Origin of the sequence: Saccharibacillus brassicae, from assembly GCF_006542275.1 — a bacterium.
GTDB lineage: Bacteria > Bacillota > Bacilli > Paenibacillales > Paenibacillaceae > Saccharibacillus > Saccharibacillus brassicae.
This window is the reverse complement of the sequence record NZ_CP041217.1, coordinates 2555646-2580088: the sequence shown is the minus strand read 5'-3', so window position 1 is coordinate 2580088 and position 24443 is coordinate 2555646. Positions and strand designations below refer to the sequence as shown.

The 24443-nt window shown below is 55.8% G+C and carries 20 protein-coding genes, 3 rRNA genes and 1 riboswitch; of the genes, 2 read left to right on the top strand and 21 right to left on the bottom strand.

Annotation, left to right across the window (positions count from 1 at the left end):
• Positions 1 to 282: 282 nt before the first annotated feature.
• The 8 genes from purR to FFV09_RS10745 form a co-directional block, all read right to left on the bottom strand.
• A complete protein-coding gene (gene purR, locus FFV09_RS10780) occupies positions 283 to 1110 on the bottom strand; it encodes a pur operon repressor (protein WP_141447836.1) in 828 nt (275 codons plus the stop codon).
• A gap of 253 nt (positions 1111 to 1363) precedes the next feature.
• Positions 1364 to 2218, bottom strand: coding sequence for a 4-(cytidine 5'-diphospho)-2-C-methyl-D-erythritol kinase (ispE, locus tag FFV09_RS10775; RefSeq protein WP_141447835.1), 855 nt, complete (start codon positions 2216 to 2218; stop codon positions 1364 to 1366).
• A gap of 178 nt (positions 2219 to 2396) precedes the next feature.
• Positions 2397 to 2675 carry a Veg family protein gene (locus FFV09_RS10770; RefSeq protein WP_141447834.1) on the bottom strand — a complete coding sequence of 93 codons (279 nt, stop codon included), beginning with the start codon at positions 2673 to 2675 and terminating at the stop codon, positions 2397 to 2399.
• A 142-nt stretch (positions 2676 to 2817) separates the two neighbouring features.
• The gene (rsmA, locus tag FFV09_RS10765; protein WP_141447833.1) at positions 2818 to 3702 is read right to left on the bottom strand and encodes a 16S rRNA (adenine(1518)-N(6)/adenine(1519)-N(6))-dimethyltransferase RsmA; all 885 of its coding nucleotides are present in this window, start codon (positions 3700 to 3702) and stop codon (positions 2818 to 2820) included.
• Between the two features lie 4 nt (positions 3703 to 3706).
• Positions 3707 to 4252: a ribonuclease M5 gene (rnmV, locus tag FFV09_RS10760; RefSeq protein WP_141447832.1), complete on the bottom strand. Its 546-nt coding sequence runs from the start codon at positions 4250 to 4252 to the stop codon at positions 3707 to 3709.
• A gap of 131 nt (positions 4253 to 4383) precedes the next feature.
• The gene (locus FFV09_RS10755) at positions 4384 to 5811 is read right to left on the bottom strand and encodes a ubiquitin-like domain-containing protein (protein WP_170314994.1); all 1428 of its coding nucleotides are present in this window, start codon (positions 5809 to 5811) and stop codon (positions 4384 to 4386) included.
• A 389-nt stretch (positions 5812 to 6200) separates the two neighbouring features.
• Positions 6201 to 6439, bottom strand: a riboswitch (cyclic di-AMP (ydaO/yuaA leader).
• A 198-nt stretch (positions 6440 to 6637) separates the two neighbouring features.
• A complete protein-coding gene (locus tag FFV09_RS10750) occupies positions 6638 to 7408 on the bottom strand; it encodes a TatD family hydrolase (protein ID WP_141447830.1) in 771 nt (256 codons plus the stop codon).
• Between the two features lie 128 nt (positions 7409 to 7536).
• Positions 7537 to 8838 (bottom strand): HD domain-containing protein, encoded by a 1302-nt coding sequence (locus FFV09_RS10745; RefSeq protein ID WP_141447829.1) that lies wholly within the window; start codon positions 8836 to 8838, stop codon positions 7537 to 7539.
• Between the two features lie 367 nt (positions 8839 to 9205).
• Between FFV09_RS10745 and FFV09_RS10740 the strand changes: the two genes are divergently transcribed.
• The gene (locus FFV09_RS10740) at positions 9206 to 9460 is read left to right on the top strand and encodes an AbrB/MazE/SpoVT family DNA-binding domain-containing protein (RefSeq protein ID WP_141447828.1); all 255 of its coding nucleotides are present in this window, start codon (positions 9206 to 9208) and stop codon (positions 9458 to 9460) included.
• A 151-nt stretch (positions 9461 to 9611) separates the two neighbouring features.
• Here FFV09_RS10740 and rsmI read toward each other — a convergent pair whose 3' ends face one another.
• The 9 genes from rsmI to FFV09_RS10695 form a co-directional block, all read right to left on the bottom strand.
• The gene (gene rsmI / locus FFV09_RS10735; RefSeq protein WP_141447827.1) at positions 9612 to 10493 is read right to left on the bottom strand and encodes a 16S rRNA (cytidine(1402)-2'-O)-methyltransferase; all 882 of its coding nucleotides are present in this window, start codon (positions 10491 to 10493) and stop codon (positions 9612 to 9614) included.
• Between the two features lies 1 nt (position 10494).
• Positions 10495 to 11259, bottom strand: a complete 765-nt coding sequence (locus FFV09_RS10730; RefSeq protein ID WP_141447826.1) for a tRNA1(Val) (adenine(37)-N6)-methyltransferase — start codon at positions 11257 to 11259, stop codon at positions 10495 to 10497.
• 70 nt (positions 11260 to 11329) lie between these two features.
• Positions 11330 to 11710 carry a DNA replication initiation control protein YabA gene (yabA, locus tag FFV09_RS10725; RefSeq protein WP_141447825.1) on the bottom strand — a complete coding sequence of 127 codons (381 nt, stop codon included), beginning with the start codon at positions 11708 to 11710 and terminating at the stop codon, positions 11330 to 11332.
• A 32-nt stretch (positions 11711 to 11742) separates the two neighbouring features.
• Positions 11743 to 12543, bottom strand: coding sequence for a PSP1 domain-containing protein (locus FFV09_RS10720; RefSeq protein WP_141447824.1), 801 nt, complete (start codon positions 12541 to 12543; stop codon positions 11743 to 11745).
• 159 nt (positions 12544 to 12702) lie between these two features.
• Positions 12703 to 13683, bottom strand: coding sequence for a DNA polymerase III subunit delta' (gene holB, locus FFV09_RS10715; protein WP_141447823.1), 981 nt, complete (start codon positions 13681 to 13683; stop codon positions 12703 to 12705).
• A gap of 109 nt (positions 13684 to 13792) precedes the next feature.
• Positions 13793 to 14236 carry a YaaR family protein gene (locus FFV09_RS10710; protein WP_141447822.1) on the bottom strand — a complete coding sequence of 148 codons (444 nt, stop codon included), beginning with the start codon at positions 14234 to 14236 and terminating at the stop codon, positions 13793 to 13795.
• Positions 14237 to 14411: 175 nt separating this feature from the next.
• Positions 14412 to 14741: a cyclic-di-AMP receptor gene (locus tag FFV09_RS10705; protein WP_141447821.1), complete on the bottom strand. Its 330-nt coding sequence runs from the start codon at positions 14739 to 14741 to the stop codon at positions 14412 to 14414.
• 152 nt (positions 14742 to 14893) lie between these two features.
• A complete protein-coding gene (tmk, locus tag FFV09_RS10700) occupies positions 14894 to 15550 on the bottom strand; it encodes a dTMP kinase (RefSeq protein ID WP_141447820.1) in 657 nt (218 codons plus the stop codon).
• 6 nt (positions 15551 to 15556) lie between these two features.
• Positions 15557 to 17278, bottom strand: coding sequence for an aminotransferase class I/II-fold pyridoxal phosphate-dependent enzyme (locus FFV09_RS10695; RefSeq protein ID WP_141447819.1), 1722 nt, complete (start codon positions 17276 to 17278; stop codon positions 15557 to 15559).
• 176 nt (positions 17279 to 17454) lie between these two features.
• Between FFV09_RS10695 and FFV09_RS10690 the strand changes: the two genes are divergently transcribed.
• Complete coding sequence (locus FFV09_RS10690; RefSeq protein ID WP_141447818.1) at positions 17455 to 17985, top strand: hypothetical protein; 531 nt, start codon at positions 17455 to 17457, stop codon at positions 17983 to 17985.
• A gap of 111 nt (positions 17986 to 18096) precedes the next feature.
• On the opposite strand, the gene FFV09_RS10685 is transcribed toward FFV09_RS10690, so the two are convergent.
• The 4 genes from FFV09_RS10685 to FFV09_RS10670 all read right to left on the bottom strand — a co-directional run bounded on the left by FFV09_RS10685 (position 18097) and on the right by FFV09_RS10670 (position 24206).
• A complete protein-coding gene (locus tag FFV09_RS10685) occupies positions 18097 to 18495 on the bottom strand; it encodes a hypothetical protein (RefSeq protein ID WP_141447817.1) in 399 nt (132 codons plus the stop codon).
• Positions 18496 to 19092: 597 nt separating this feature from the next.
• Positions 19093 to 19209, bottom strand: a 5S ribosomal RNA gene (rrf, locus tag FFV09_RS10680).
• A 210-nt stretch (positions 19210 to 19419) separates the two neighbouring features.
• Positions 19420 to 22353 (bottom strand): 23S ribosomal RNA (locus tag FFV09_RS10675).
• Between the two features lie 301 nt (positions 22354 to 22654).
• Positions 22655 to 24206, bottom strand: a 16S ribosomal RNA gene (locus FFV09_RS10670).
• The 16S, 23S and 5S rRNA genes sit together here, the layout of an rRNA operon.
• Between the last annotated feature and the right edge of the window lie 237 nt (positions 24207 to 24443).

The following is a 24443-nucleotide window of genomic DNA, read 5'->3' as shown; positions in this document are numbered from 1 at the left end:
TGAATTCCACGCCGACTTCCAATATCCTTCTTTTTCCGGCCGGAAATTATGAAATCGCGGAATTTTTTTTGCTTTTATTCCCGAAATCTACGGATATCTCCGTTTTCCGCTGAAATTCGTTATCATTACGAATGAGTTTAGGTAAAATACCTACTTTATAGTAATGTATCCGCGATGTTTTGCCTCCGTTTTGAAAGAAAAGCGAAATTTAAATAAAAAAAGCATTTCCCGACGGGAAACGCTTTTCTGGCGCCGAAAGATCCGATATGCGGTATCGGGCGCTTATTTTTCGAAATAATTGCCCGGCTTCACGCCGACCGTCCGGTTTTTGGCATCGACCGTCTCCAACGTCACCAGCGACACGTAATCTTCGAACAGCCGCTCTTCCGAATCGACCGAGCCCGAATCGAGCAGCACGCCGACTCCGGCCACTTCCGCGTTGAACTCGGCCAGCAGGTCGATCATGCCGCGCACCGTTCCGCCCGCTTTCATGAAATCGTCCACGATCAGCACGCGCGACTTTTCCTTCATCGCCCGTCTCGACAGCGTCATCGTATGGATGCTCTTGTGCGAACCGGACACGTAGTTGATACTGACCGCCGATCCTTCCGTGACCTGATGGTCCCGGCGCACGAGCACGACCGGCAGATTCAGCTTCGCTCCTGTCGCGTACGCGATCGGAATGCCTTTGGTCTCCACCGTCATGACGACGTCGATATTTTTCCCGCCGAAAATGGTCGCGAAAATATCGCCGATCTCGTTCACCAGATGCGGCTGTCCGAGCAGGTCGGACATGTAAAGGTAACCGCCCGGCAGAATGCGCCCCGGTTCTTCCAGCTTGCCGCATACCTTGTGGATGATATCGAGCGCACGCTCTTCCGAGACGCGCGGAATGTATTTCACTCCGCCTGCCGCCCCGGCCAGCGTCTGAAGCTCGCCCATGCCTTCTTCTTCGAACACTTCCTTGATGATCGCCAGATCTTCGCTGATCGAAGACTTGGCCGCTCCGTACCGTTCCGCGAACGTCGTCAACGGAATCAGGGTATGCGGTCTTGCCAACAAAAACTGCGTTAACTCCACTAGCCTTGCACTGCGTTTTAATTTTTTCACTGGGGTTTCCTCGCTAAATCCGAATGTTTTATAAAAAATATATCATCCATGTACGTATTTGTACATGTGAATGTTTTAGAAAACGTTAAAAAAGCGAGGAAAAATTAGAGAATTTTAGGCGGAAAGCTGCCGCAGGCCGTCTTCGATCATCTTGAGGTTCGCTTAAGGTTCGCTTTACGTTCGCCCGGGGTTCGCTTGAGACCCGAACGCAGACCCTGCCCGGGTCCGCTCCGTTGGGCGCCGCTTGCCTCTTCTATCCCAGCGTCCTGACCGCGTAGACTTCAGCGCAGAAGCCTCTCAGCCCGTTGCAGATCCGCTTCGCCTTCTCTTCCTTCGAGACGAGCCCGAATACCGTCGGCCCGCTGCCGGACATCAGCACGCCGTCCGCGCCCAGATGCTCCATGACGCCTTTGAGCCGTCCCACGTCCGGGTACAGCTTCAGCGTGACGTCTTCCAGCACGTTGCCGAGGCCGCCGCACACGTCGGCGAAAGAGCCGCGCTCCAGCGCCTGCCGCATGCCGGAGGCGGAAGGATGCACGTCGATCTCCGCCGCCTTCAGATTGCCGTACACGTCCGCTGTCGAGACGTTGATCGGCGGCTTCGCCAAAATGACCCAGCAGCGCGGCGGATTCGGCAGCTCTTCCAGCCGCTCGCCCCGCCCGGTCGCCAGCGCCGTGCCTCCGCGCACGCAGAACGGCACGTCGGAGCCGAGCTCCGCGCCCAGCTCTTCCAGCTCGGCCATGGACAGCCCGAGCTCCCACAGCCGGTTGAGGCCGCGCAGAGCCGCGGCGGCGTCGCTGCTGCCGCCCGCAAGCCCCGCCGCGACCGGAATCCGCTTCTCCAGGTGCATATGCACGCCGCGGCTCACGCCGAAGCGCTGGCGCAGCAGACGGGCTGCCCGCACCGCCAGGTTCTTGTCGTCCAGCGGAATGTAGCCCGATTGGCTGGACAGCGAGATCCGGCTGCTGCCGGGATCGCTCAGCGTCAGCCGATCCGCCAGGTCGACCATCGTCATGATCATTTCCACTTCGTGAAATCCGTCGTTTCTTTTATGTAAAACGTCCAGCATCAGATTGATCTTCGCCGGCGCTTTTTCGTAAATATACACGCTCTCCACCGCCCCTGCATTCTGACCGGAATTCCGGCTTCCCTCTCGAATTGAACTTTAGCTATTATATGCAAAATCGGACACGAAGTCTATTGACCGAAAATGCCGCCGCCGTCTCCAAGACGAACAAAGGCGGTTTTCGCATAAGCGAAAACCGCCTTTCTAAAACCCGGGCGAATCAGACGCTGGCGTAAGCGATCGGCGTAGCCGAATCGTCTTTCATCAGAGAAAGTTCAACCGTCTCGGTCAGAACATCTGCATAACTATAAGAAACGCGGCCCGAAGCGTGTTCGGCTTCTTCTTCAAGCATAACCGTAAATACCGCCGGATAAGTTCCTTCAAGGATTCCGGTTTGCTCAACCGTCTTGCGTCTGCCTCCATTTGCGCGAAGCATGATACGGTGTCCTACGTGAGCGTCGAGACTGCGTTTGATATCCGATAGCGTTTGGTGTGCCATTCTTCTCAACCACCTCTCTCAATACACTCAATTGTAACATTTTGAGAGAAGTATGTCAAGCTAAATTAATCATTATATCAGGATCATTTCTACCTTGTCAACGGGGTATTTTTAGCCATTTATGACTCCCATTTCGCCTTCGTCAACGCAGTCCTTCCCGAAGGAAAATCCCGCTTAACCGGGCATATTCTTCGATCGAGACCGTCTCCGCACGCCGGGTCGGCGCGATCTCGGCTTCCTGCAGCAGCTGCTCCATCCGCTCGCGGCCTTCTCCGGGGAAGTAGCGGGCGCGCAAATTGTTGGCGATCGTTTTGCGGCGCTGCGTAAACGAAGCTTGCACGAGCGTGAAGAAATGCTCCTCGTCTTCCAGCTCCACGGGAGGCTTCTCGCGCACCTTGAGCCGGATCACGGCGGATTCGACGTTAGGCTGCGGAATGAACACCGTGCGCGGCACGATGCAGACCAGTTCCGGCTCGCTGTAATACTGCACGGCAATGCTGAGGCTGCCGTATTCCTTGCCTCCCGGCGAAGCGGACATCCGCTCGGCAACTTCTTTCTGGATCATGACGACGATATTTTCGAGCGGCAGCTTTTCTTCGAGCAGCTTCATGAGGATCGGGGTCGTCACGTAATACGGCAGGTTGGCAACAACGCTGACTTTCTCGCTGCGCACAAACGATTCCTCGAACAGCGCCTTCAGGTCCACTTTGAGCACGTCCGCCTGGCGGATCGTCACGTTGCCGTACGGACCCAGCACGTCCTGGAGAATCGGGATGAGCCTGCGGTCGATCTCGACGGCCGTCACTTCCCCCGCGTTCAGGGCAAGCTTCTCCGTCAGCGCGCCGATGCCGGGTCCGATCTCGAGCGCTCCCTTGGTCGCGTCCAGATCGGCCGCGCCCACGATTTTGGCGAGAATATTTTGATCGATCAGAAAGTTCTGACCGAGACTTTTTTTGAATGAAAACCGGTGCTTATCGATAATTTCCTTGGTCCGCTTCGGCGAAGCGATGCCTTCTCTTTCGTTCATGAACTCACGATCCTTCGTTTTCGATTTGGGACAGCGCGTCCACGAACTCCTGGCGGGAGATCTGGAACATGCGCAGCCGATTATGGAATTGCTTGCCGTTGCAGTAGCCGATGCCGAGCAGGTTGCCCATCGCCATGCGCCTTGCCGCCGCGTTCGGGTGCACGATCAGTCCGGTCTCGATCAGGTCCTGCCAGTCGATCTGGCTCTCCCCGCCCGGCATCTCCGTATGCACCCGCTCCAGCGCGCGGCGAATCGCTTCCGGCGAAGCGTTCTCGACGCCGATATCGCCTTTGCGCGTGGCATCGGCTTCGGGAATAAAAGCGTGCTTGCAGCCGGGCACTTTCTGTGCCACGATTTTGCGTATCCGTTCTCCCGCAAAATCCGGATCGGTCAAAATGATTACGCCCCGCCGCTCCATCGCCAGCTTGACGCGGCGAATTACCGCCGCCCCGATCGCCGACCCTCCGGTCTCGATCGTGTCCGCGTCGACCGCCCGCTTGATCGCGACCGTATCGTCGCGTCCTTCCACGACAATCATTTCTCTGATCATGTGTCCGCTCCTTTGGCTCTCATAACAAAAAGAAGAGGAGAACCTCCTCTTCTTCGGTTTCGTTTCCTATACGGTTGATTATAGCATCCGGCGGCCGTCAGCGTAAACGCCCGCTTCGGAAACGAACTTCGTTACGGCTTGTTCGGTCCGATCACGTAAATCGTCAGACCGGATTTGCGGCCAAAGTTCAGCGCCGCTCCGAGGCTGTCGTAGTACATGTCGATCTTCTTGCCTTTGATCGCGCTGCCTGTGTCTTCCGCTTTGCGGTATCCGTATCCTTCGATATAGACCCACCATCCGAGCGGAATTACGTTCGGATCGACAGCGATCGTACGGCCTTCGGCCACGGTCGTGCCCGTTGCGGTGCGCGTTCCGATACCCGGTTGTTCCGAAGAATAAGCGGTAGCGGCCACGCCGGTCAGCACGGTTTTATATTCGAATCCTTTGGCGGACGAGGAAGACTTGGCGGAGGCCGCTTTGGCCGACGGTTTGGCGGCGGCTGCCGGCGCAAACGTCTTCTCGACGACCGGCTCTTTCGTGCCGACGGCGATGATCTCGTCCTGCTTTTCGGTTTTGACTTTTTTGTCGACGACGTACTTGGTTACGAATTCTCCGTCTTGATACACCTTTTCGACCTTGTGGACCACGACGCCTTCGACGCCGGCCTGGACCGTTTTGGTTTTGCCTTTCAGCAGCGAGGAGTCTTCTTTTTCAATCGTCTTGTACGGTACTTTGACTTCCTGATCGGCCGTGAACTTGTTGATGCGGTACACGGACACGTCGGCGTTCTCCGTCAATGGAGCCGTAGCGCCCGGATACACTTTGTCGTGTTCGCCCAGCTCGATGTCCATCGCGGACAGCGCGCCTTCAACCGTTCTTTCGGTCGTCAGGGTCTTTTGCGATTCTCCGCCTACCGTCAGGTTGATCGGAATGGCGGTCGTAATCGCGATCTTGCTGTCCGCTTCGACGGCGGCGCTCAGCGGTACGGAGATCTTGTCGTGCGCGCTGAACGGGATTTCCCATCCTTCAAGCGCCGCGGCTACCGTTTTCTCGGCGGTATAGGCCTGCTTGCTTTTGCCGTCGACGGATACCGTGACCGGCACGGCCGTGGTGATGTTCACCGCTCCGCCGTTTTGGACGGGGGAGCTGACCGGTACCGAGATTTTATCGAATTGGCCGAGCTCGACGTCCCAGCTTGCGAGCGCCGCGGCTACCGTTTTCTCGGTCGTGAAGCGCTTCTCGCTTTTCTCGTCGATCGTCAAGGTGACGGGTACGGCTGTCGTGATCGCGATGCGATCGCCGTCCTGAACCGAAGCGCCGAGCGCCATCGATACGTCATCTTGAGGCTTCAGGCTGAGCGAATGCTCGTCCAGCAGTTCCTGAAGGCTGCCTTTATGCGTGCTTACCGCTTGTTCTTTTCCGTCTACGATCAGCACAATATGCTTCTCGGCCTGTGCATACAGTCCGAGCAGTACCATCGTCACGACTGCGACGACGAATAGTGCGACACCCAAAATTTGAAGCCCGTTCTGGCGTTTCCAACGCCAAGCGTAAGTCATGCTGGATGATCGTGAACCATGGGTGTCTTCTTTGGTGAAAATTCCCACTCTTCCGTCCTCCTCCATAGCCCCGCCGTCAAGTGCATACATAGAAAAATTGACGCGACTACTTGCTATTTTTTCGTAGAAACGGGCAGCGCAAAAAGCGTGCTTCCCGTATGTTCCTCCCGATTCCGATCGGAGAACACGTCTCTACGTTCATCCCGGTCTAAAAGTTCAGCCTTGAATCCCACCCTTATGTACGCTGTTCCCTCCGGCAGAACTGCCATAAAACAAAAGAAGCCTGTGGAAAGAGCGGCTTAAGAAAACTTAAGAGGACTCTTCCGCGGGCTTCCCTCTTATAAAATCGACAAGTTGACGATCTGAGGAAAACATAAGGCGCGTGGCTGCCTCTCTCTTATTGTGCGCTTACGAGGTTAGCTGTCGGGTTCGGACGAAGAGAGTCGTCCTATGTCGGTTCTTCCGCTCATGGCGAGAAGACCTCCAATTCACCCCGTAGACCCAGTTGAAAAGGAATCGACCACGGGCTGCTTTCGCCGAACGGTGAGTTCGGAAATCATAATCGGCAGACCGCTTCGGGTTCCCCCGTTCTTCGTCATTCCTGACGAAGATTCAGCGAGACGGTACATGAATTTGTCGGATTAACCGAACATACGGCCGGATTAATCACTGACAAGATAATAGCTTTTTTCACACTTGTTTGTAAAGCTGCTCGTTTTGACGTATTTCAGAGTAAAAGGTTAAAAATTTGTAATCTTCTGCCCTTTTTTGGACCTAAGAGATTAATATCTCGTAAATACTCTTCTTTTCACCGCATTTGCTCTCTTTAAGAACCGATACCAAAAAGTTTATTCGCATTTTTCATTGTCTGTTCGGCAATTTCTTCCAGAGAAATTCCTTTTAGCTGGGCGGCTGTCTCGGCGACGAGGCGAACATAAGCGGTCTCGTTGCGCTTTCCGCGGTACGGATGCGGCGTCAAATACGGCGCATCCGTCTCGATCAGCAGCCGGTCCATCGGCGTCTTCTCAAGCACCTCTTTGGGCTGCTTGGCGTTCTTGAAAGTGACCGGTCCGCCGAACGAGAGATGGAAGCCCAGGTCGAGGCAGATTTTGGCCGTTTCCCAGCTGCCGGAGAACGCATGCATGATGCCGCCGACTTCCGAAGCGTTCTCTTCCTTGAGGATTCGGATCGTGTCTTCGTGGGCTTCGCGGTTGTGGATCACGATCGGCAGCTTGACCCGTTTCGCCAGCGCGATCTGCTCCCGCAGCACCCGATGCTGAACGTCTTTGGGCGATTTGTCCCAGTGGTAATCGAGCCCGATCTCGCCGATCGCCACCACTTTCTCGTGAGCACAGAGCGATTCGATCCATTCCAGGTCGCCTTCCTGCATATCGATCGCATCGACGGGATGCCAGCCGATCGCCGCATAGACGAACGGGTACTTGTCGGCCAGCGCAAGCGTCGTCGGAATAGTCTCGCGGTTGAAGCCGATATTGACCATCCGGGTCACGCCCGCTTCGACGGCCCGGGCCATCGCTTCGTCCCGGTCCGCTTCGAATTCGGGCGCGTCCATATGAGTATGAGTATCAAATAACATAATGATCTCTCCTTTTCATAAAAATAGGCTGCCGAGACGCGGCCGCCTAATGTTTTTCACGAATTTACGACTGTTTTTCAAAACGGGAAAAGTTCGCGGATTTCGGATCGTTTTCGGCAAAAAAGTGCTTAGTCCGGCGAAATCGGGAAAATCGACGCGATTTTTGACGGCAGCTTCGAGATGACTTCGGCGAGTTTGTGGTGGGGGTAATACAAATGGTTTTTGCCCCGCTGCAGCCCGCTGATCGATCTAATAATATCGGAAACTTCGGAAATTTCTCTCAGTTTATCCTGCTTGCCGAGCAAAAGGATCTGGCTGCCCCGATTGGAATCGTTCGGCCGGAATACGTCGTACGGCAGGTCGGTCGGAAAGTCAATTTCGAAATCGTATTCCGGATGCAGGCCGACCTCGGCGAAGCTGCTCCGAATCTCTTCGATCGTCTCGTTGTCGATGTAATCGACCTCTACATATTTATACAGCCTGCGATGCAGGAATCGGCAGCAGAGCTCGCTCAGTATAGGATCGGGCTCCTCGCTCCACTGCATAAACGTCGTCTGGATCAGCGACTCGTCGAGCTTCAGATACTGCTTGACGGTCAGATCGTCTTCGAAGAGAGAAGGCAGCGGCTGCGGCAAGAATCCGAACGCGTAACCTTCCCGGTACAGCTCTCCCGCCCGGCGGAAAATCTGGCGCAGAATGATCTCCGAGCTGCGCGTCACCGGATGGAAATAGACCTGCCAATACATCTGGTAGCGCGCCATCAGGTAGTCTTCCACGGCGTGCATACCGGACTCCTTCACCACGATTCTTCCATTATAGGGACGCAGCATGCGCAGGATGCGATCGATATCGATCGTTCCGTAATTGACCCCCGTGAAATAGGCGTCGCGCAGCAGGTAATCCATCCGGTCCGCATCGAGCGGGCTCGTGATCAGGTTGACGACGATCTTCTTCTCGTAGTCTTTGCGAATGACCGAGGCGACGCGCTCCGGCAGATCCGGCGACGCTTCGCGCAGCACCCGGTTGACGTCGGTATCGCCGAGAATGATTTTGCAGGTCCAATCTTCGTGGTCCATATGGAAAGCTTCTTCGATCGAATGGGAAAAAGGTCCGTGTCCCAGGTCGTGCAGCAGGGCGGCGCACATCGCGACCAGATTTTCTTCGACCGGCCAATCCGGATAATTGTTGCGTTCGAATTGGGAAATGATACGCCGGGTAATCTCGTAGACGCCGAGCGAATGCGAGAAGCGGCTGTGCTCGGCTCCGTGGAAGGTCAGATACGTCGTCCCCAGCTGCCGGATTCGGCGCAGCCGCTGGAATTCAGGCGTGTTGATCAGCGACCAGATCGTTCGATCCTGCACGTGCACGTAATTGTGAACCGGATCTTTGAATACTTTCTCTTCCCGCAGCGGCTTGATGTCGTTCGGCATTTTTTCACTCCTTCGAATCAGAATGGAAAATATAGTTCCAATGTCGCATTTTGTCGTCGTATTGATGTTCAGGTCTGCTGCAAAATATCCGTAGAAATCGATGATTTATTTATTTTTTAGTCGATTTTTAGACAATTTTCTATTGAATTTGATTTTTTATCAAATTTTAAGGAAATATTCAGCGTTCTCGGGTTGACTGTTCTGGGAAACATTGTTATTATGAGGATCATAAAAGCTAGAACAATGTCGAAAAATGACATTGGATGGACGCATAAGCCCAGCACTCCTTCAAAAGACGGAATGATTCGCTGTTTGCGCAACCTTCCGCTATCCTTTTAAACTTATACTTCTTGGGAGGCAATATATCATGATGAAATCGACTGGCATTGTAAGAAAAGTAGACGAACTGGGACGGGTCGTCATCCCGATCGAACTGCGCCGCACCCTCGGAATCGGCGAGAAGGACGCGCTGGAAATTTACGTCGACGGCGAACGCATTATGCTCAAAAAATACGAACCGGCCTGCATTTTCTGCGGCAACGCCGACAACGTGACTTATTTCAGAGGCAAGATCGTGTGCTACGACTGCGTTTCCGAAATTCCTGCTCCAGTTACGAAATAAAAAGTCTCGATCCACTTTTTATCCCATCCCCATCAATTCTAACTTCTTTTGCTTCTCCTTGCACGTTTACGCCTCCGAACCGCCGATCTTCGGCTCCCGGAGGCGTTTTTTCATGGACTTTTCCACTTTTGCAATTTTCGCAGGCGTTGTTCTAACCCAGCAAAGCGTTATAGACGTCCCGCTTGGACAGTCCCCGATCCGCGGCCACTTTTTTCATGGCGTCTTTGCGATTGAGGTTCTCCTGCGCTTCGTAATGGGCCACATGCTCTTCGAGCTCCAACTCCTGCCACCAGGCGTCTTTGCGTTCCTGGGCTTCCTGCGCGCTTTCTCCTTCGACCCCAATGCAGTATTCGCCGAGCGGCGAATGATCCTTCATATGCTGCAGCAGTTCGTCCAGCGTGCCGCGTGCCACTTCTTCATGGCGCTTGGTCAGCTCGCGCGCCAGTACCGCTCGTCTCGGTCCCCACGCTTCCAGCATCGCTTCGACCGCCTTGATCACCCGATGCGGCGATTCGTAGAACAGCAGCGTGCCTTCCAGACGTCCCAGCGCATCCAGCGCTTCGCGCCGGTCTTTGTTGTCGCGGGGCAGGAACCCGGCAAATGTGAAACGTTCCGTGGACAAGCCCGACACGATCAGCGCCGACAGCGCAGCGTTCGCCCCGGGGATCGGAACGATGGCAATTCCGGCTTCGATCGCCAGTCTGACCAGGTCCGAGCCGGGGTCGGAAACGGCCGGCAGACCGGCGTCGCTGACGAGGGCCAGATTTTTTCCTTCTATTATATACCGAATTAATTCGGGGCCGCTTGCGGCCTTGTTATGCTCGTGGTAGCTGAACAATTTCTGGGGCACGATCTCGAAGTGGGTCAACAGCTTGCGCGTCTGCCGCGTGTCTTCCGCCGCGATCAGCTCGCACTCTTTGAGCGTGCGGATCGCGCGGTATGTCATGTCTTCCAGATTGCCGATCGGCGTCGCGACCAGATACAGCGTACCCGCTCCGCTTCCTCCGGGTTCGAAGCTTTTTTGAACCTGCATGTCAGACCTCCTTCTGCCCTCCGTAGTAGATGTCCATAATCTCGTCGCCGTACACGCCCTCTTCGTTATACACGATCAGGGGCGGCAGGATGCGCATCTCCGGCTTGCCGTCGCGCAGCCCTTCGACAAGCACCATATTCGCTTCCATGCCCGCGCGCGGATGCACGAAGCGCACCCGTTTGGGCTCGATCTTGTACTGGCGCATCAGCGTCAGAATATCCGCCAGCCGATGCGGCCGATGGACCATCGACACTTTGCCGCCCTGCTTCACGAGTCGGCCGCAGGCCTGCACCACGTCTTCCAGCGTGCAGTGAATCTCGTGCCGGGCGATCGCTTCGTGCAGATTGGCTTTGATATCGCTGCCCGTCAGCGCCGTATACGGCGGATTAACCGTGACCGCGTCGTACATGCCGTGTCCCGCGGTCTGATGGAACGTCTTGAGGTCGGCCTTATGAATGGCGATCCGCTCCTGCAGGCCGTTCATCGCCACGCTGCGCTCCGCCATATCGGCCAGACGTTCCTGAATTTCCACGCCTTCGATCTGCGCTTTCGTCCGGGTGGACAGCAGCAGCGGAATGACGCCGTTGCCCGTGCACAGATCGAGCACGCGCCCGCGCGCCGGCACCGAAGCGAATCGCCCCAGCAGCACGGCATCCATCGAGAAGCTGAATACGTCCGGGCTCTGGATAATATGCAAATTTTGCGTCAGCAGGTCGTCGACCCGTTCGCCTTCGCGCAGCGGAATATCGTCGTAACTTTTTTCCATCTTTCCAACGCTCCTCTTTCAAAAAAAAGCCGCCGGCAAAAAACGCCGCGGCTCTCAGACTGATTCCGGATCATTTATTCAAAAAAGACAGGCAGAACAAGCAGTCGCCTTCCGTACGCAAATGACCGTAGTACACGTTGCAGATATGGAATCCTTCGTGGTACAGGCGGGCCAGATTGTCGTAGCCTTCTCCGACCGTGTCGCTGACGTCCTCGCTTTTCTTTTTCGGTTCGCTGAGGACGTTGAACGGTTGGGAACGGGCACCGGAGTTCGCTTCTCCCTGGGCTTCCCTTTTCAAAATTTTCCGCAGACGTTCGTTTTCGGTAAGCAGTCGATGGTTATCTTCCATCAATTCCTTGACCGCCTGCTTCATCGTGCCGAGTTCGTCTCTGAAGCTTTCCACTTGCGTTTCCATCTCGTGTATTTGCGAGAAAACATTTTTCTTCTCCAAGTAAACTCCACCCCAGAGCGGTTCCGATTGACTTACTTGACGACGATGTCGTCCATGGACAATTCTCTAACCTTGCTGACCTCGAACAACTGGACATGCACCATGCGCTTACCGGCATTGATGCCAACGACCTTGCCTTCTCCGAGCGAAGTGACGACCAGCTTGCCGACGGCAGGCATTTCTTCCTTCGTGGCCTCGTAGTTATCGTGCTCAAACTTCAGACAGCACATCAGCCTTCCGCACAGACCCGAGATTTTGGTCGGATTCAGCGACAGATTCTGATCTTTGGCCATCTTGATCGATACCGGTTCGAAATCGCCCAGCCACGACGAGCAGCACAGTACCCGCCCGCACGGCCCGATTCCTCCGAGCATCTTCGCTTCGTCGCGTACCCCGATCTGCCGAAGCTCGATCCGGGTCCGGAAAATGCTGGCCAGATCTTTGACCAGTTCACGGAAGTCGACCCGGCCTTCGGCCGTGAAGTAGAAAATGATCTTGTTGCGGTCAAACGTGTATTCCACGTCGACCAGCTTCATTTTCAATCCGTGATCCTTGATTTTATTTATACAGGTGGCAAAAGCTTTGCGGGCGGCGTCCTTGTTCTCTTCCACCACGCGCGCGTCCGTATCGCCGGCGATGCGGATAACCCGCTTCAGCGGCAGCACGACGTCGCTCTCCTGCACCTGCTTCTTTCCTACCACGACCTTGCCGTATTCGACGCCCCGCGCCGTCTCCACGATCACGCATTGTTCCTGCTCGACGGGAAACTCCAGGGGGTCGAAATAATACACTTTGCCCGCTTTCTTGAAACGGACTCCGACTACACTGTACAAAGCTAAACCTCCCTTGCGCGCATTCAAAACGTTCGGCTGCCGGAACGTCCGCCCGGACTTGAAGCTTGACGTTCCGGCTGCTCCGGTCCATCGACCGTGCCGCAGCTTCCGTAAAGGCCGCGACGGATCGAAGGCCCGTTCCCTGCCCGCGTCACGGGATCAGGGAACCAGATTGACCAAAAACTGCTCAAGACAAAGCTGGTTGTTCATGTTGGACTTGAGCTTCTTTTTGCTATCGGCGGTCATGGACATACACGCTATCCAGTATTCCGCACTGCGGGAACCTGCCACTTGGGAGATGAACTCCGACTGATCTATGAAAACGATGTGCTCGCGCCGTTCGGATTGAACGTAAATCATATCTCTGAACCACAAATGGAAAAGATCGAACAGGCTGTCGAGGTGCTCGCCGAGTCCCGCCTTGAACACTTGCTGTTGGGCGGTAACGAGGCTTGCGCCGCTTCGGCCGATCGACTCCTTCCCTAATTGTATCACTACATTTCTTGTTTCTGCAAACCAATTCTCTGCCGCAAGCGCTTTGCATTCTTCGGCTCCCGGCGTCAGGTAAGCCGCGCAGCGCGCAGCCGGAGTCGCCAGCCCTTCGACCGCCAGCTCGCGGAGGATCGACTCCGCCCCGAGCGCCGTGAACGGGACGAGCTGAACCCGAGAGCGGATAGTCGGCAGCAGCGTCTGGGCATTTTCCGCCAGCAGGATCGCCACGGCCGGAGCCGGAGGTTCTTCAAGGAACTTGAGCAGGCTGTTGGAAGCCTGCACGGTCATCTTGTCGGCTTCGTCGATGATATACACTTTGCGCCCGCTCGATTCCGAGCGGTAAGCGAACATTTTTTGGAGCTCGCGGATCTGCTCGATCTTGATCGAAGCTCCGTCGGGACCGATCGCTTTCAGGTCGGGATGATTGCCGTGCTCCACTTTGCGGCAGCTCAGGCACTCGCCGCAGGCATCGCCAAGCTCCGAAGCCCGCTCGCACAGCAGCGCCTGGGCGAACGCATCCGCCGCCCGGCGCCGCGAGCTTCCGCCGGGACCGCTGAACAGGTAGGCATGCGAGATCCGCCCGCTGCGCAGGCTGACGCCCAGCATGCGCTTGGCGGTCTCCTGGCCGCTGATCGTTTGTAAAGACATGGGATGGAGGTCTCCTTTGTGGCACTTCGCGATATGAAGATGCGGATAAGTAAAAGAATGACGCCGCAGAGCGGCGTCGAAAGATCGAATGCACTTGGGTCGATACGCCTCAGAACAAGAGGTTCATCAGCAGGCCGCGAACTTCGCCCATCTGCTCCAGCAGGGCGATGCGGCCTTCTTCGCTGGCCAGCAGTTCGTCGGCCATGGCGAGCAGCTTGCCGTCGATCTCGTCGATCAGTTTGTAGCGCTTGGTCCGGCCGAGACGATCCCAGCCTTTGGTGTCTTTCATGCCGACGCCGCGGCGTACGGTATCTTCGAGGAACCGCTTGACCATCGTGCGGTAAGACTTCAGTTCGCGAATGGTCATGGAACGGGCCAGACGGTCTCCCTGACGATTGATTTCCTGCATGCGGCGGCCGAGTTCGTCCTGCGTCGACTGCGCTTCCTGATGCCGAATCGTATCGGCGAAGCTGCGCTGCTCGACGGGACGTGCGCCGGTATCCGGCGTAATCGGCGTATTGTTGAGGGGTCGGAACCCCGGATTGATTTTCATCGTTTATCCCTGCCTTTTTATCCGTGAAGACGAGCGGTCCCCCTGGGGAGACCATACCCTTCTCCAGGCCGGCTGTCCGCCGGTGTAATGGGTCGTTCCAACAGTCTTTTCTGCGGTTTTTCCAACGTCCGGCAGGACAGCCTTGCGCTTGCGTTCCCGTGCGGGAACCCGCGGCTTAGAAGTGTTCGAAACGGTCGACCGGAAGCACGAATACCGTCGCGCCGCCAACCTGCACTTCGACCGGAAGCGGCAGATACGAATCCGTCGTTCCGCTCATCGGCGTTACCGGCGTCACGAGCTGCTCACGAACTTTACAGCTGTTGCGAATGACGTTCATGACCGATTCGACTTGGCTGTCGTCCACCCCGATCAGAAACGTCGTATTTCCCGCTCGCAGGAAGCCGCCCGTACTGGCCAGTTTCGTTGCCCGGAAATTCGATTTTACCAGCTCGCCCGACAGACGGTTGCTGTCTTTATCCTGCACGATCGCGATAATCAGTTTCATCCGTGTTCCCTCCCTTTCGATTGGACTTTCCGCTTGAAGACGGAAAAAGTCGTATGTTCCATATTCGACACGGCCGCCGCCAAATCCTGCCCGGGGGAAGGGGATCGGCACCTTTTTTTATAGAAATTGTTGTAGAAAAAAGCTCGAACGCTTCAGTTTGCTTCCCGCTTGAACAGGAGAGTGTCCAGCACTTCTTTTATATCGGCAAAAACGTCGTCTTCGTTTTGCGAAGCGTCGACGGTCGTAAATTGGGATTCGTAGTCGCGCACCAGCTGCAAATATCCTTCGCGGACTTTCCGGTGAAATCCTTCCGCTTCCAGATCCAGCCGGTTGATCTCGCGCCCGTCGTTCTTCTCGTGAATGCGCTGCAGCCCGATCTCCGGCGTAACGTCCAGATAAATGTTCATGTCCGGCCAATATTCGAAGCCGTCCACGTTGATCGCGCGCTTGTTGATGTCCAGCACGGCGTCCCCCAGTTCGCGGCCGTACCCCTGATAGCTGAGCGACGACATGACGTAACGGTCACAGATCACGATCCTGCCCGCTTCGAGCGCCGGAATGACCTTTTGCAGCAGATGCTCCCGCCGGGCCGCCGCGTACAGCAGGCATTCGGTCAGCCCGCTCATCGCGTGGTCCACGCCGAGAATGACGCTGCGAATCTTCTCCGCCACGAGCACGCCGCCGGGTTCGCGCGTGGAGACAAAGTCGGCTCCGCGCTCGCGCAAATAAGTTTCGATTCTGCCGATCTGCGTCGTTTTCCCGCTGCCGTCCGGCCCTTCCAACACTATAAATGTACCCGAATGCTCCATGTTTGGTTACCTGCCTCTTTTATTTTGTGCTCCATCGGCGCTTGCTTTTCCCTCGATGTCTCTTTGCCCCTGCACGTCCGAACGCACGCGTACCGTCGCAAGCGACGCATCGGCAGCCCCCTGGAAACGGGCTCCCGCTTCGCGCAGCCGCAGCAGATGCGCCGCGGCCGCCTCCGTAATCCGCTCTCCCGCATAGACCAGCGGAATGCCGGGCGGATAAGGCACGATCATCTCCGCCGCGATCCGTCCGGCCGAATTCTCCAGCCGAACGGCTGCCGAAGCTCCTTCCGGCCGCAGATCGAACGCAACCGGTTCGGACACCGCAGGCGCGCCCGCGACCTCGGCTCCCGGCCGATACGGCTCCGGCCCGGCGTCCGGTAAGCCGGCCGCTTCTGCCGGCCGCTGCCCGCCTTCCGCCGCCTGCGCCTCTTCGGCTTCGGCTTCGGCTTCGGCTTCGGCGTCAAGTTCGCGCTGCAGCTCCCGCAGCGCGGCGATGAGCCGCCCCGCGTCGTCCGCGTCCGACCCCGGCCCGAACGCCAGCACCGTGCGGCGTTCGTCGCTCATCTCCGCGATGCACCCCGCGTCCGCCAGCTTCCGCTGCAGCGCATAGCCGCTCAAGAGCTGCCGATTGTCGCATACGACAATCTTGAGCGGGTCCTGCTCGGCGTAGACGCGCGGCTCATCGCCGCGCGGTTCGCCTGCCCGCTCCCGCGCGGCGGACGCCGGTCCCGCCGCGGGGCGGGGCGCAGCCTCCCCGCCTTCAAGGGCACCGTCCGGCATCTCCGGCCGAACGGTGCCGAACCGGGGCAGCCGCTCCAGCTCGCGGCGAACGTGCGCCGCGGCGTCCAGCGCGCCGGCGAACGCCGACGTCCCCCGGCGCTGCATTTCGCTGCGCGCCAGATCGAGCGAAGCCATGATCGGGTACGACGGGCTGGAGCTCTGCACCATCGCCAGACGCCGGCGCAGCAGTTCGCGGTCGATCCGGCCGCCCTGCACGTGCAGCATCGCGCCCATCGTCAGGGCGGCGAGCATCTTGTGCGTCGACTGCACGACGCCGTCGGCCCCTTCCGCCAAGGCGGACGCCGGCAGCTCCGGATGCAGGCCGTAATGCGCTCCGTGCGCTTCGTCGACGAGCAGCGGAACGCCGTGCCGATGACAAGTCGCGGCCGTCTCCCGGATGCTGCGGCCCATTCCGTAATAATTCGGCCGGGTCAGCAGCACGCCGCGCGCCTGCGGGTAACGCGCCAGCGCCGTCTCCAGCGCAGCGTCTCCCGGCAGCACCGCCAGTCCGCTGACCGGGTCGTGATCCGGCGCGACGAACACCGCCTGCGCGCCGGCCAGCATCAATCCGTTCAGCACCGACTTGTGCACGTTGCGCTGGACGATCAGCACGTCTCCCGGCTCCCGGCATACGGTCAGGATAAGCGCCAGATTGCCGACGGTGCTTCCGCCCACGAGCAAAAATGATTCCTCCGCGCCAAAAAAAGCGGCCGCTTTCTCCTGCGCTTCCCGGATCACGCCTTCCGGATCGTGCAGATCGTCCGTTCCTTCGATTTCCGTTGCGTCGATCTCCCAAATATCGGCCAACCCTTTCGGCAGGCCGCCTTCGCTATTTCGGTAAAAGCGCCCGTCCTTGTGGCCCGGCACATGAAAAGAAGCCTCTTTACGCGCGGCATAACGAAGCAGCTCCGCATAAAGGGGCGCATCGTTCGGCTCGAATTCGTTCATGCCGCACCTCCTGTCCCTGCATTTTCACTCTATCTATTGTACCTGATTTTACGACGCGTTCCCAGAAATCAAAAGGATTTTCAATCTTCCGCTTACCGCTCCGATACGTTATGATATAGACAGCAAGTTTCCCAATTTCGGGAAACGGTGATGAGAACGAGGAAGGAAGGTCGAACATGCTTGAGCAACCGCGCGAGAACGGCAACGCGACGATTTACCAATACCAGCTTATCCGCAAAATTCATATTTCCCGGGCGCTGCTGCTGTTATATTTATTAGTTCCTCTTCCGGTTCTTGCTGCCGGCGTCGTGTGGTATTCCTGGCCTGCTCTCCTGTATATGCCGATCGCTTTTTTGCTGGTGCTGTGGATTCATTTTGTCGTCTCGCACTCGGTTCTGCTGATCCGGGGCCCGCTGTATCGAAAAAAATGGCGTCTGCGCTTCTCCGGCGTCTGGTTCGGCTTCCTGCCGGAACAGCATACGGCGTACTCCGTGATCCAACAGGTGATGCTGCAAAGTTTGTGGATCGGATTCGTATTTATCGGCATTCTCGTCGCCTGGATTCCGCTTCCGCTGACGCTGTCCCTGCTGTTCTGGCATTTTTGGCTGATGGTTCCCCGCCTTATGGTCCTGCTCAGCATGCGCAAGCAGCGCAAGGATGTTATCATCAAGCTCAACTCGCAGGATATTTCCTATTACGTCCAATAACAGCCGTTTCGGCGCAGCCAAAGAAAGACCGGACTTCGACTCATGAGTCGGAAGCACCGGTCTTTTTATTCGACTTGTCTATTTCTGTTTCGAATTTGAGTCCTGCTGTCCTCAGTTTCCTTTGGGTACAAGAACCGTCAAATAGTCCCCTTCCAGAGATAAATGCACAGTCGTTTTGCCTTTGGAAAAAATGAGGATTGGATTCGGTTCTTCGAGATTTTCCAGATCTGTTTGTTCCGTCCAGCCCCAGGCTTTGATGACGTCCAAATAGGCTTCCGGAATCTGGCTCAGGCTATCGAGTCCCGGTACCGAGTAGCGTACATAGCTCATTTTGGTATTATCAGCCGTTACATCCGTTTTACTTGCTTCTTTGGGCACGGGAAAGCTTTCTTCAATCGTCGCACCGTCATAGACCGCCCAAGACGAAGGCTCCTCCGACGTGCATCCCGCTAGAAGAAGAAGTGAACTGCAGAATAGGCAAAAGGCCAAAGATTCCACCTTCCGCTTCATATTCAATTCCCCCTTACATGGCTCTGCGCAAGCTTGATGAATCCTGTATAGTTCTTCTCTCCCGGTTCCTAATTCCTTGCAAGAACCCGTGAGTCCCCTAGAAAAACCAGTGATTTTTGTGCAGACTCTGTCTTTTTTTCCCCGGATTAAAAGACTGCAAATGCCTTTTCATCCATTTCTCTATTATACCTACTATGCAAAAGTGAACGGTTACAAAAATGTAATCATGAGGGGAGCGTGCCTTTTTCGACCTGCGCTTCGTTGTCCTCCCCCTTTTCTCGATTGGAATAAGAGCATCTGGCTGGAAAAAGGGGAAGGACAAAGGCGCTCCGGTTCGAAAAAGGCACGCTCCCAAGCGGGGAAGAGGGAAGGCCTCTCAAGCCTCTACGCGCTTGAGAGAGGTTAAGAGAGGGAAGGGCGGGCGGCTGTAACGAGCCGCGGGGAAGAGGCAGCGGCTTTGCCGGCTGCAAGGGCGCAAGAATCAAGACCAATACAAGACAAGACCGAGACAAGATCAAGGGCAAAGGAAAGAAAAAACTACTTGTGGAACAACAAAAAAGCCTTTACCGAATGAACGGTAAAGGCTTTTTCTTTTTGGCTTGGCGGCTTCCTACTCTCCCAGGACCCTGCGGTCCAAGTACCATCGGCGCTAGAGGGCTTAACGGTCGTGTTCGAGATGGGAACGTGTGGAACCCCTCTGCCATCACCACCAAACCTAGGCTTACGAAGTAAGCCGGAACAGATTGTCTTTAGGAAACGAAGATCCCGATTGGGCCTGTGTTTCCTAAACAAGCTCTGTCTTGTACAAGGTTTGCACCTTGAAAACCGGATCCGAAACGATCCACTTCGCGTCATGAAGTGTTTGCTCGCGCAGTGTGCTCAACCGAAGCAGAGGCTTCCGAAGAGTCTGGCTGCGCCAGTCTATAGGATAAGCCCTCGACCGATTAGTACAGGTCAGCTACACGTATTGCTACGCTTCGACCTCCTGCCTATCTACCTCGTCGTCTCCAAGGGGTCTTACCACTTGCGTGTGGGAAATCTCATCTTGAGGGGGGCTTCACGCTTAGATGCTTTCAGCGTTTATCCCTTCCGCACGTAGCTACCCAGCGATGCTCCTGGCGGAACAACTGGTACACCAGCGGTGCGTCCATCCCGGTCCTCTCGTACTAAGGACAGCTCCTCTCAAATTTCCAACGCCCACGACAGATAGGGACCGAACTGTCTCACGACGTTCTGAACCCAGCTCGCGTACCGCTTTAATGGGCGAACAGCCCAACCCTTGGGACCTACTTCAGCCCCAGGATGCGATGAGCCGACATCGAGGTGCCAAACCTCCCCGTCGATGTGGACTCTTGGGGAGATAAGCCTGTTATCCCCAGGGTAGCTTTTATCCGTTGAGCGATGGCCCTTCCATGCGGTACCACCGGATCACTAAGCCCGACTTTCGTCCCTGCTCGACCTGTCCGTCTCGCAGTCAAGCTCCCTTATGCCTTTACACGCTGCGAATGATTTCCAACCATTCTGAGGGAACCTTTGGGCGCCTCCGTTACATTTTAGGAGGCGACCGCCCCAGTCAAACTGCCCGCCTGACACGGTCCCTGTACCGGATTACGGTACGAGGTTAGAACTAGCATGCGATCAGGGTGGTATCCCAACGGCGCCTCCCCCGAAGCTGGCGCTCCGAGATCTAAGGCTCCCACCTATGCTGTACAAATCGCACCCCAGTCCAATATCAAGCTGCAGTAAAGCTCCATGGGGTCTTTCCGTCTTGTCGCGGGTAACCTGCATCTTCACAGGTATTAAAATTTCACCGGATCTCTCGTTGAGACAGCGCCCAAGTCGTTACGCCATTCGTGCGGGTCAGAATTTACCTGACAAGGAATTTCGCTACCTTAGGACCGTTATAGTTACGGCCGCCGTTTACTGGGGCTTCAATTCAGAGCTTCGCATTGCTGCTAACCCCTCCTCTTAACCTTCCAGCACCGGGCAGGCGTCAGCCCGTATACTTCGCCTTGCGGCTTCGCACAGACCTGTGTTTTTGCTAAACAGTCGCTTGGGCCTTTTCACTGCGGCCCCCTCGTGCTATTCACACTACCGGGGCACCCCTTCTCCCGAAGTTACGGGGTCATTTTGCCGAGTTCCTTAACGAGAGTTCTTCCGCGCGCCTTAGAATACTCTTCCCACCCACCTGTGTCGGTTTGCGGTACGGGCGCCTTCACCTGGCTAGAAGCTTTTCTTGGCAGTGTGAGCCCAGGACCTTCGCTACTGTAATTTTCGCTCCCCATCGCAACTTGTCCTCAGATATGCGGATTTGCCTACATACCAGACTTGTTACTTGGACGGACACTTCCATCAGTCCGCGTCCCTTCCCTCCTGCGTCACTCCATTGCTCGTAACGGTTTACGGCGGTACAGGAATATCCACCTGTTGTCCATCGACTACGCCTTTCGGCCTCGCCTTAGGTCCCGACTAACCCTGAGCGGACGAGCCTTCCTCAGGAATCCTTGGGTTTTCGGCGGATCAGATTCTCACTGATCTTTTCGTTACTCATACCGGCATTCTCACTTGAATACAGTCCAGCGCTCTTTCCAGTACACCTTCAATCCGTATTCAACGCTCCCCTACCCCTGATGCGCAAGGCATCAAGCCATGGTTTCGGTGGTGTGTTTAGCCCCGTTACATTTTCGGCGCAGAGTCACTCGACCAGTGAGCTATTACGCACTCTTTAAATGGTGGCTGCTTCTAAGCCAACATCCTGGTTGTCTGGGCAACTCCACATCCTTTCCCACTTAACACACACTTGGGGACCTTAACCGATGGTCTGGGCTGTTTCCCTTTTGACAATGGATCTTAGCACTCACTGTCTGACTCCCGGATATAAGTTGATGGCATTCGGAGTTTGACTGGACTTGGTAACCCTTGGCGGGCCCCGCACCCAATCAGTGCTCTACCTCCACAACTCTCAATCCGAGGCTAGCCCTAAAGCTATTTCGGGGAGAACCAGCTATCTCCGGGTTCGATTGGAATTTCTCCGCTACCCCCACCTCATCCCCGCACTTTTCAACGTACGTGGGTTCGGGCCTCCAGTGCGTGTTACCGCACCTTCACCCTGGACAGGGGTAGATCACCCGGTTTCGGGTCTACACCTACATACTATATCGCCCTATTCAGACTCGCTTTCGCTGCGGCTCCGGCTTCTCACCTTAACCTTGCATGTAAACGTAACTCGCCGGTTCATTCTACAAAAGGCACGCCATCACCCCTTAATTGGGCTCTGACTTTTTGTAAGCGCACGGTTTCAGGTTCTATTTCACTCCTCTTCCGAGGTCCTTTTCACCTTTCCCTCACGGTACTGCTTCGCTATCGGTCACCAGGGAGTATTTAGCCTTGGCAGATGGTCCTGCCGGATTCATACGGGGTTTCACGTGCCCCGCACTACTCGGGATCCGTCTCGGAGGGAGCTTGCTTTCGGCTACAGGGCTATCACCTGCTGTGGCGGGTCGTTCCAAACCTCTTCGCCTACCAAACTCCTTTGTAACTCCGTGTGAGACGTCCCACAACCCCAGAGAGCAAGCTCTCTGGTTTGGGCTGTTCCGCGTTCGCTCGCCGCTACTGACGGAATCACTATTGTTTTCTCTTCCTCGGGGTACTTAGATGTTTCAGTTCCCCCGGTCTGCCTCTGCCGAGCTATGAATTCACTCGGTCAGTAACTGGGTATGAGTCCAGCTGGGTTCCCCCATTCGGAAATCTCCGGATCAACGCTCACTTACAGCTCCCCGAAGCACTATCGCGGTTCGTCGCGTCCTTCGTCGGCTCCTGGTGCCTAGGCATCCACCGTGCGCTCTTACTTGCTTAACCAAACTTCATTGGGAAATCATCTTCCGAAGAAGAGATCTTCCAGACGCGAAGTTTTTCGTTTCGGTATCCAGTTTTCAAGGAACAAGGCATGTCTTTTGGGTGCATCACTTCGTGTGGATCAAAAGGCATTCCCGCGTAAAGCGACAAGCTTTTCAATCGCTCAAGGCGATTCCAAAAAACATATTTAGTTGAAAGAGTTCCCTCTCTCAAAACCGAACAGTGAGTTAGAGTGTTTCTATTTTTTATCTCCCTAGAAAAGCGGGACTGAATGTTTCCGCTCTCCGGAAACGATTCTCCATAGAAAGGAGGTGATCCAGCCGCACCTTCCGATACGGCTACCTTGTTACGACTTCACCCCAATCATCTATCCCACCTTCGGCGGCTGGCTCCTTGCGGTTACCTCACCGACTTCGGGTGTTATAAACTCTCGTGGTGTGACGGGCGGTGTGTACAAGACCCGGGAACGTATTCACCGCGGCATGCTGATCCGCGATTACTAGCAATTCCGACTTCATGCAGGCGAGTTGCAGCCTGCAATCCGAACTGAGACCGGCTTTCTGGGATTGGCTCCACCTCGCGGCTTCGCAGCCCTCTGTACCGGCCATTGTAGTACGTGTGTAGCCCAGGTCATAAGGGGCATGATGATTTGACGTCATCCCCGCCTTCCTCCGGTTTGTCACCGGCAGTCACTCTAGAGTGCCCATCCAAGATGCTGGCAACTAAAGTCAAGGGTTGCGCTCGTTGCGGGACTTAACCCAACATCTCACGACACGAGCTGACGACAACCATGCACCACCTGTCTGGCATGTCCCGAAGGAAAGGCTTATCTCTAAGCCGGTCATGCCGATGTCAAGACCTGGTAAGGTTCTTCGCGTTGCTTCGAATTAAACCACATACTCCACTGCTTGTGCGGGTCCCCGTCAATTCCTTTGAGTTTCAGTCTTGCGACCGTACTCCCCAGGCGGAGTGCTTAATGCGTTAACTTCGGCACCCAGGGTATCGAAACCCCGAACACCTAGCACTCATCGTTTACAGCGTGGACTACCAGGGTATCTAATCCTGTTTGCTCCCCACGCTTTCGCGCCTCAGCGTCAGTTATAGGCCAGAAAGTCGCCTTCGCCACTGGTGTTCCTCCACATCTCTACGCATTTCACCGCTACACGTGGAATTCCACTTTCCTCTCCTACACTCAAGCGGGCCAGTTTCGGATGCGAATCGGGGTTGAGCCCCGATCTTAAACATCCGACTTAACCCGCCGCCTGCACGCGCTTTACGCCCAATAATTCCGGACAACGCTTGCCCCCTACGTATTACCGCGGCTGCTGGCACGTAGTTAGCCGGGGCTTTCTTCTCAGGTACCGTCACTCCGGGTGCAGTTACTCACCCGGACGTTCTTCCCTGGCAACAGAGCTTTACGATCCGAAAACCTTCATCACTCACGCGGCATTGCTCCATCAGGCTTTCGCCCATTGTGGAAGATTCCCTACTGCTGCCTCCCGTAGGAGTCTGGGCCGTGTCTCAGTCCCAGTGTGGCCGTTCACCCTCTCAGGTCGGCTACGCATCGTCGCCTTGGTGAGCCATTACCCCACCAACTAGCTAATGCGCCGCAGGCCCATCTCTCAGTGATAGCTTGCGCCGTCTTTCCTCATCTCTCCATGCGGAGAAATGATGTATCCGGTATTAGCATCCGTTTCCGGAAGTTATCCCAGGCTAAAAGGCAGGTTGCCTACGTGTTACTCACCCGTCCGCCGCTAATTATCAGAGAAGCAAGCTTCTCATCCAATCCGCTCGACTTGCATGTATTAGGCATGCCGCCAGCGTTCGTCCTGAGCCAGGATCAAACTCTCCATTAAGTTGCGAACACTTTCGCAACCGCGACTTCAAAGCCGGAACCCTTAGGGCCAAGGCTTTGAACCAAGCGGTCACTTGATCTTCGCTTTTTAAAGAAAGCACCATGTGCTCGTTCTAGCTAGACGCTGGAACTGCAAATCGCTTTGCCCAAAGGGGTCAGCAATTTTCGTTCCGGCTGGCGGGAATTTTCATTCCCTATATTCACTCTAAACCGTGCTGAAGTTTCAGAGTCTAGATCC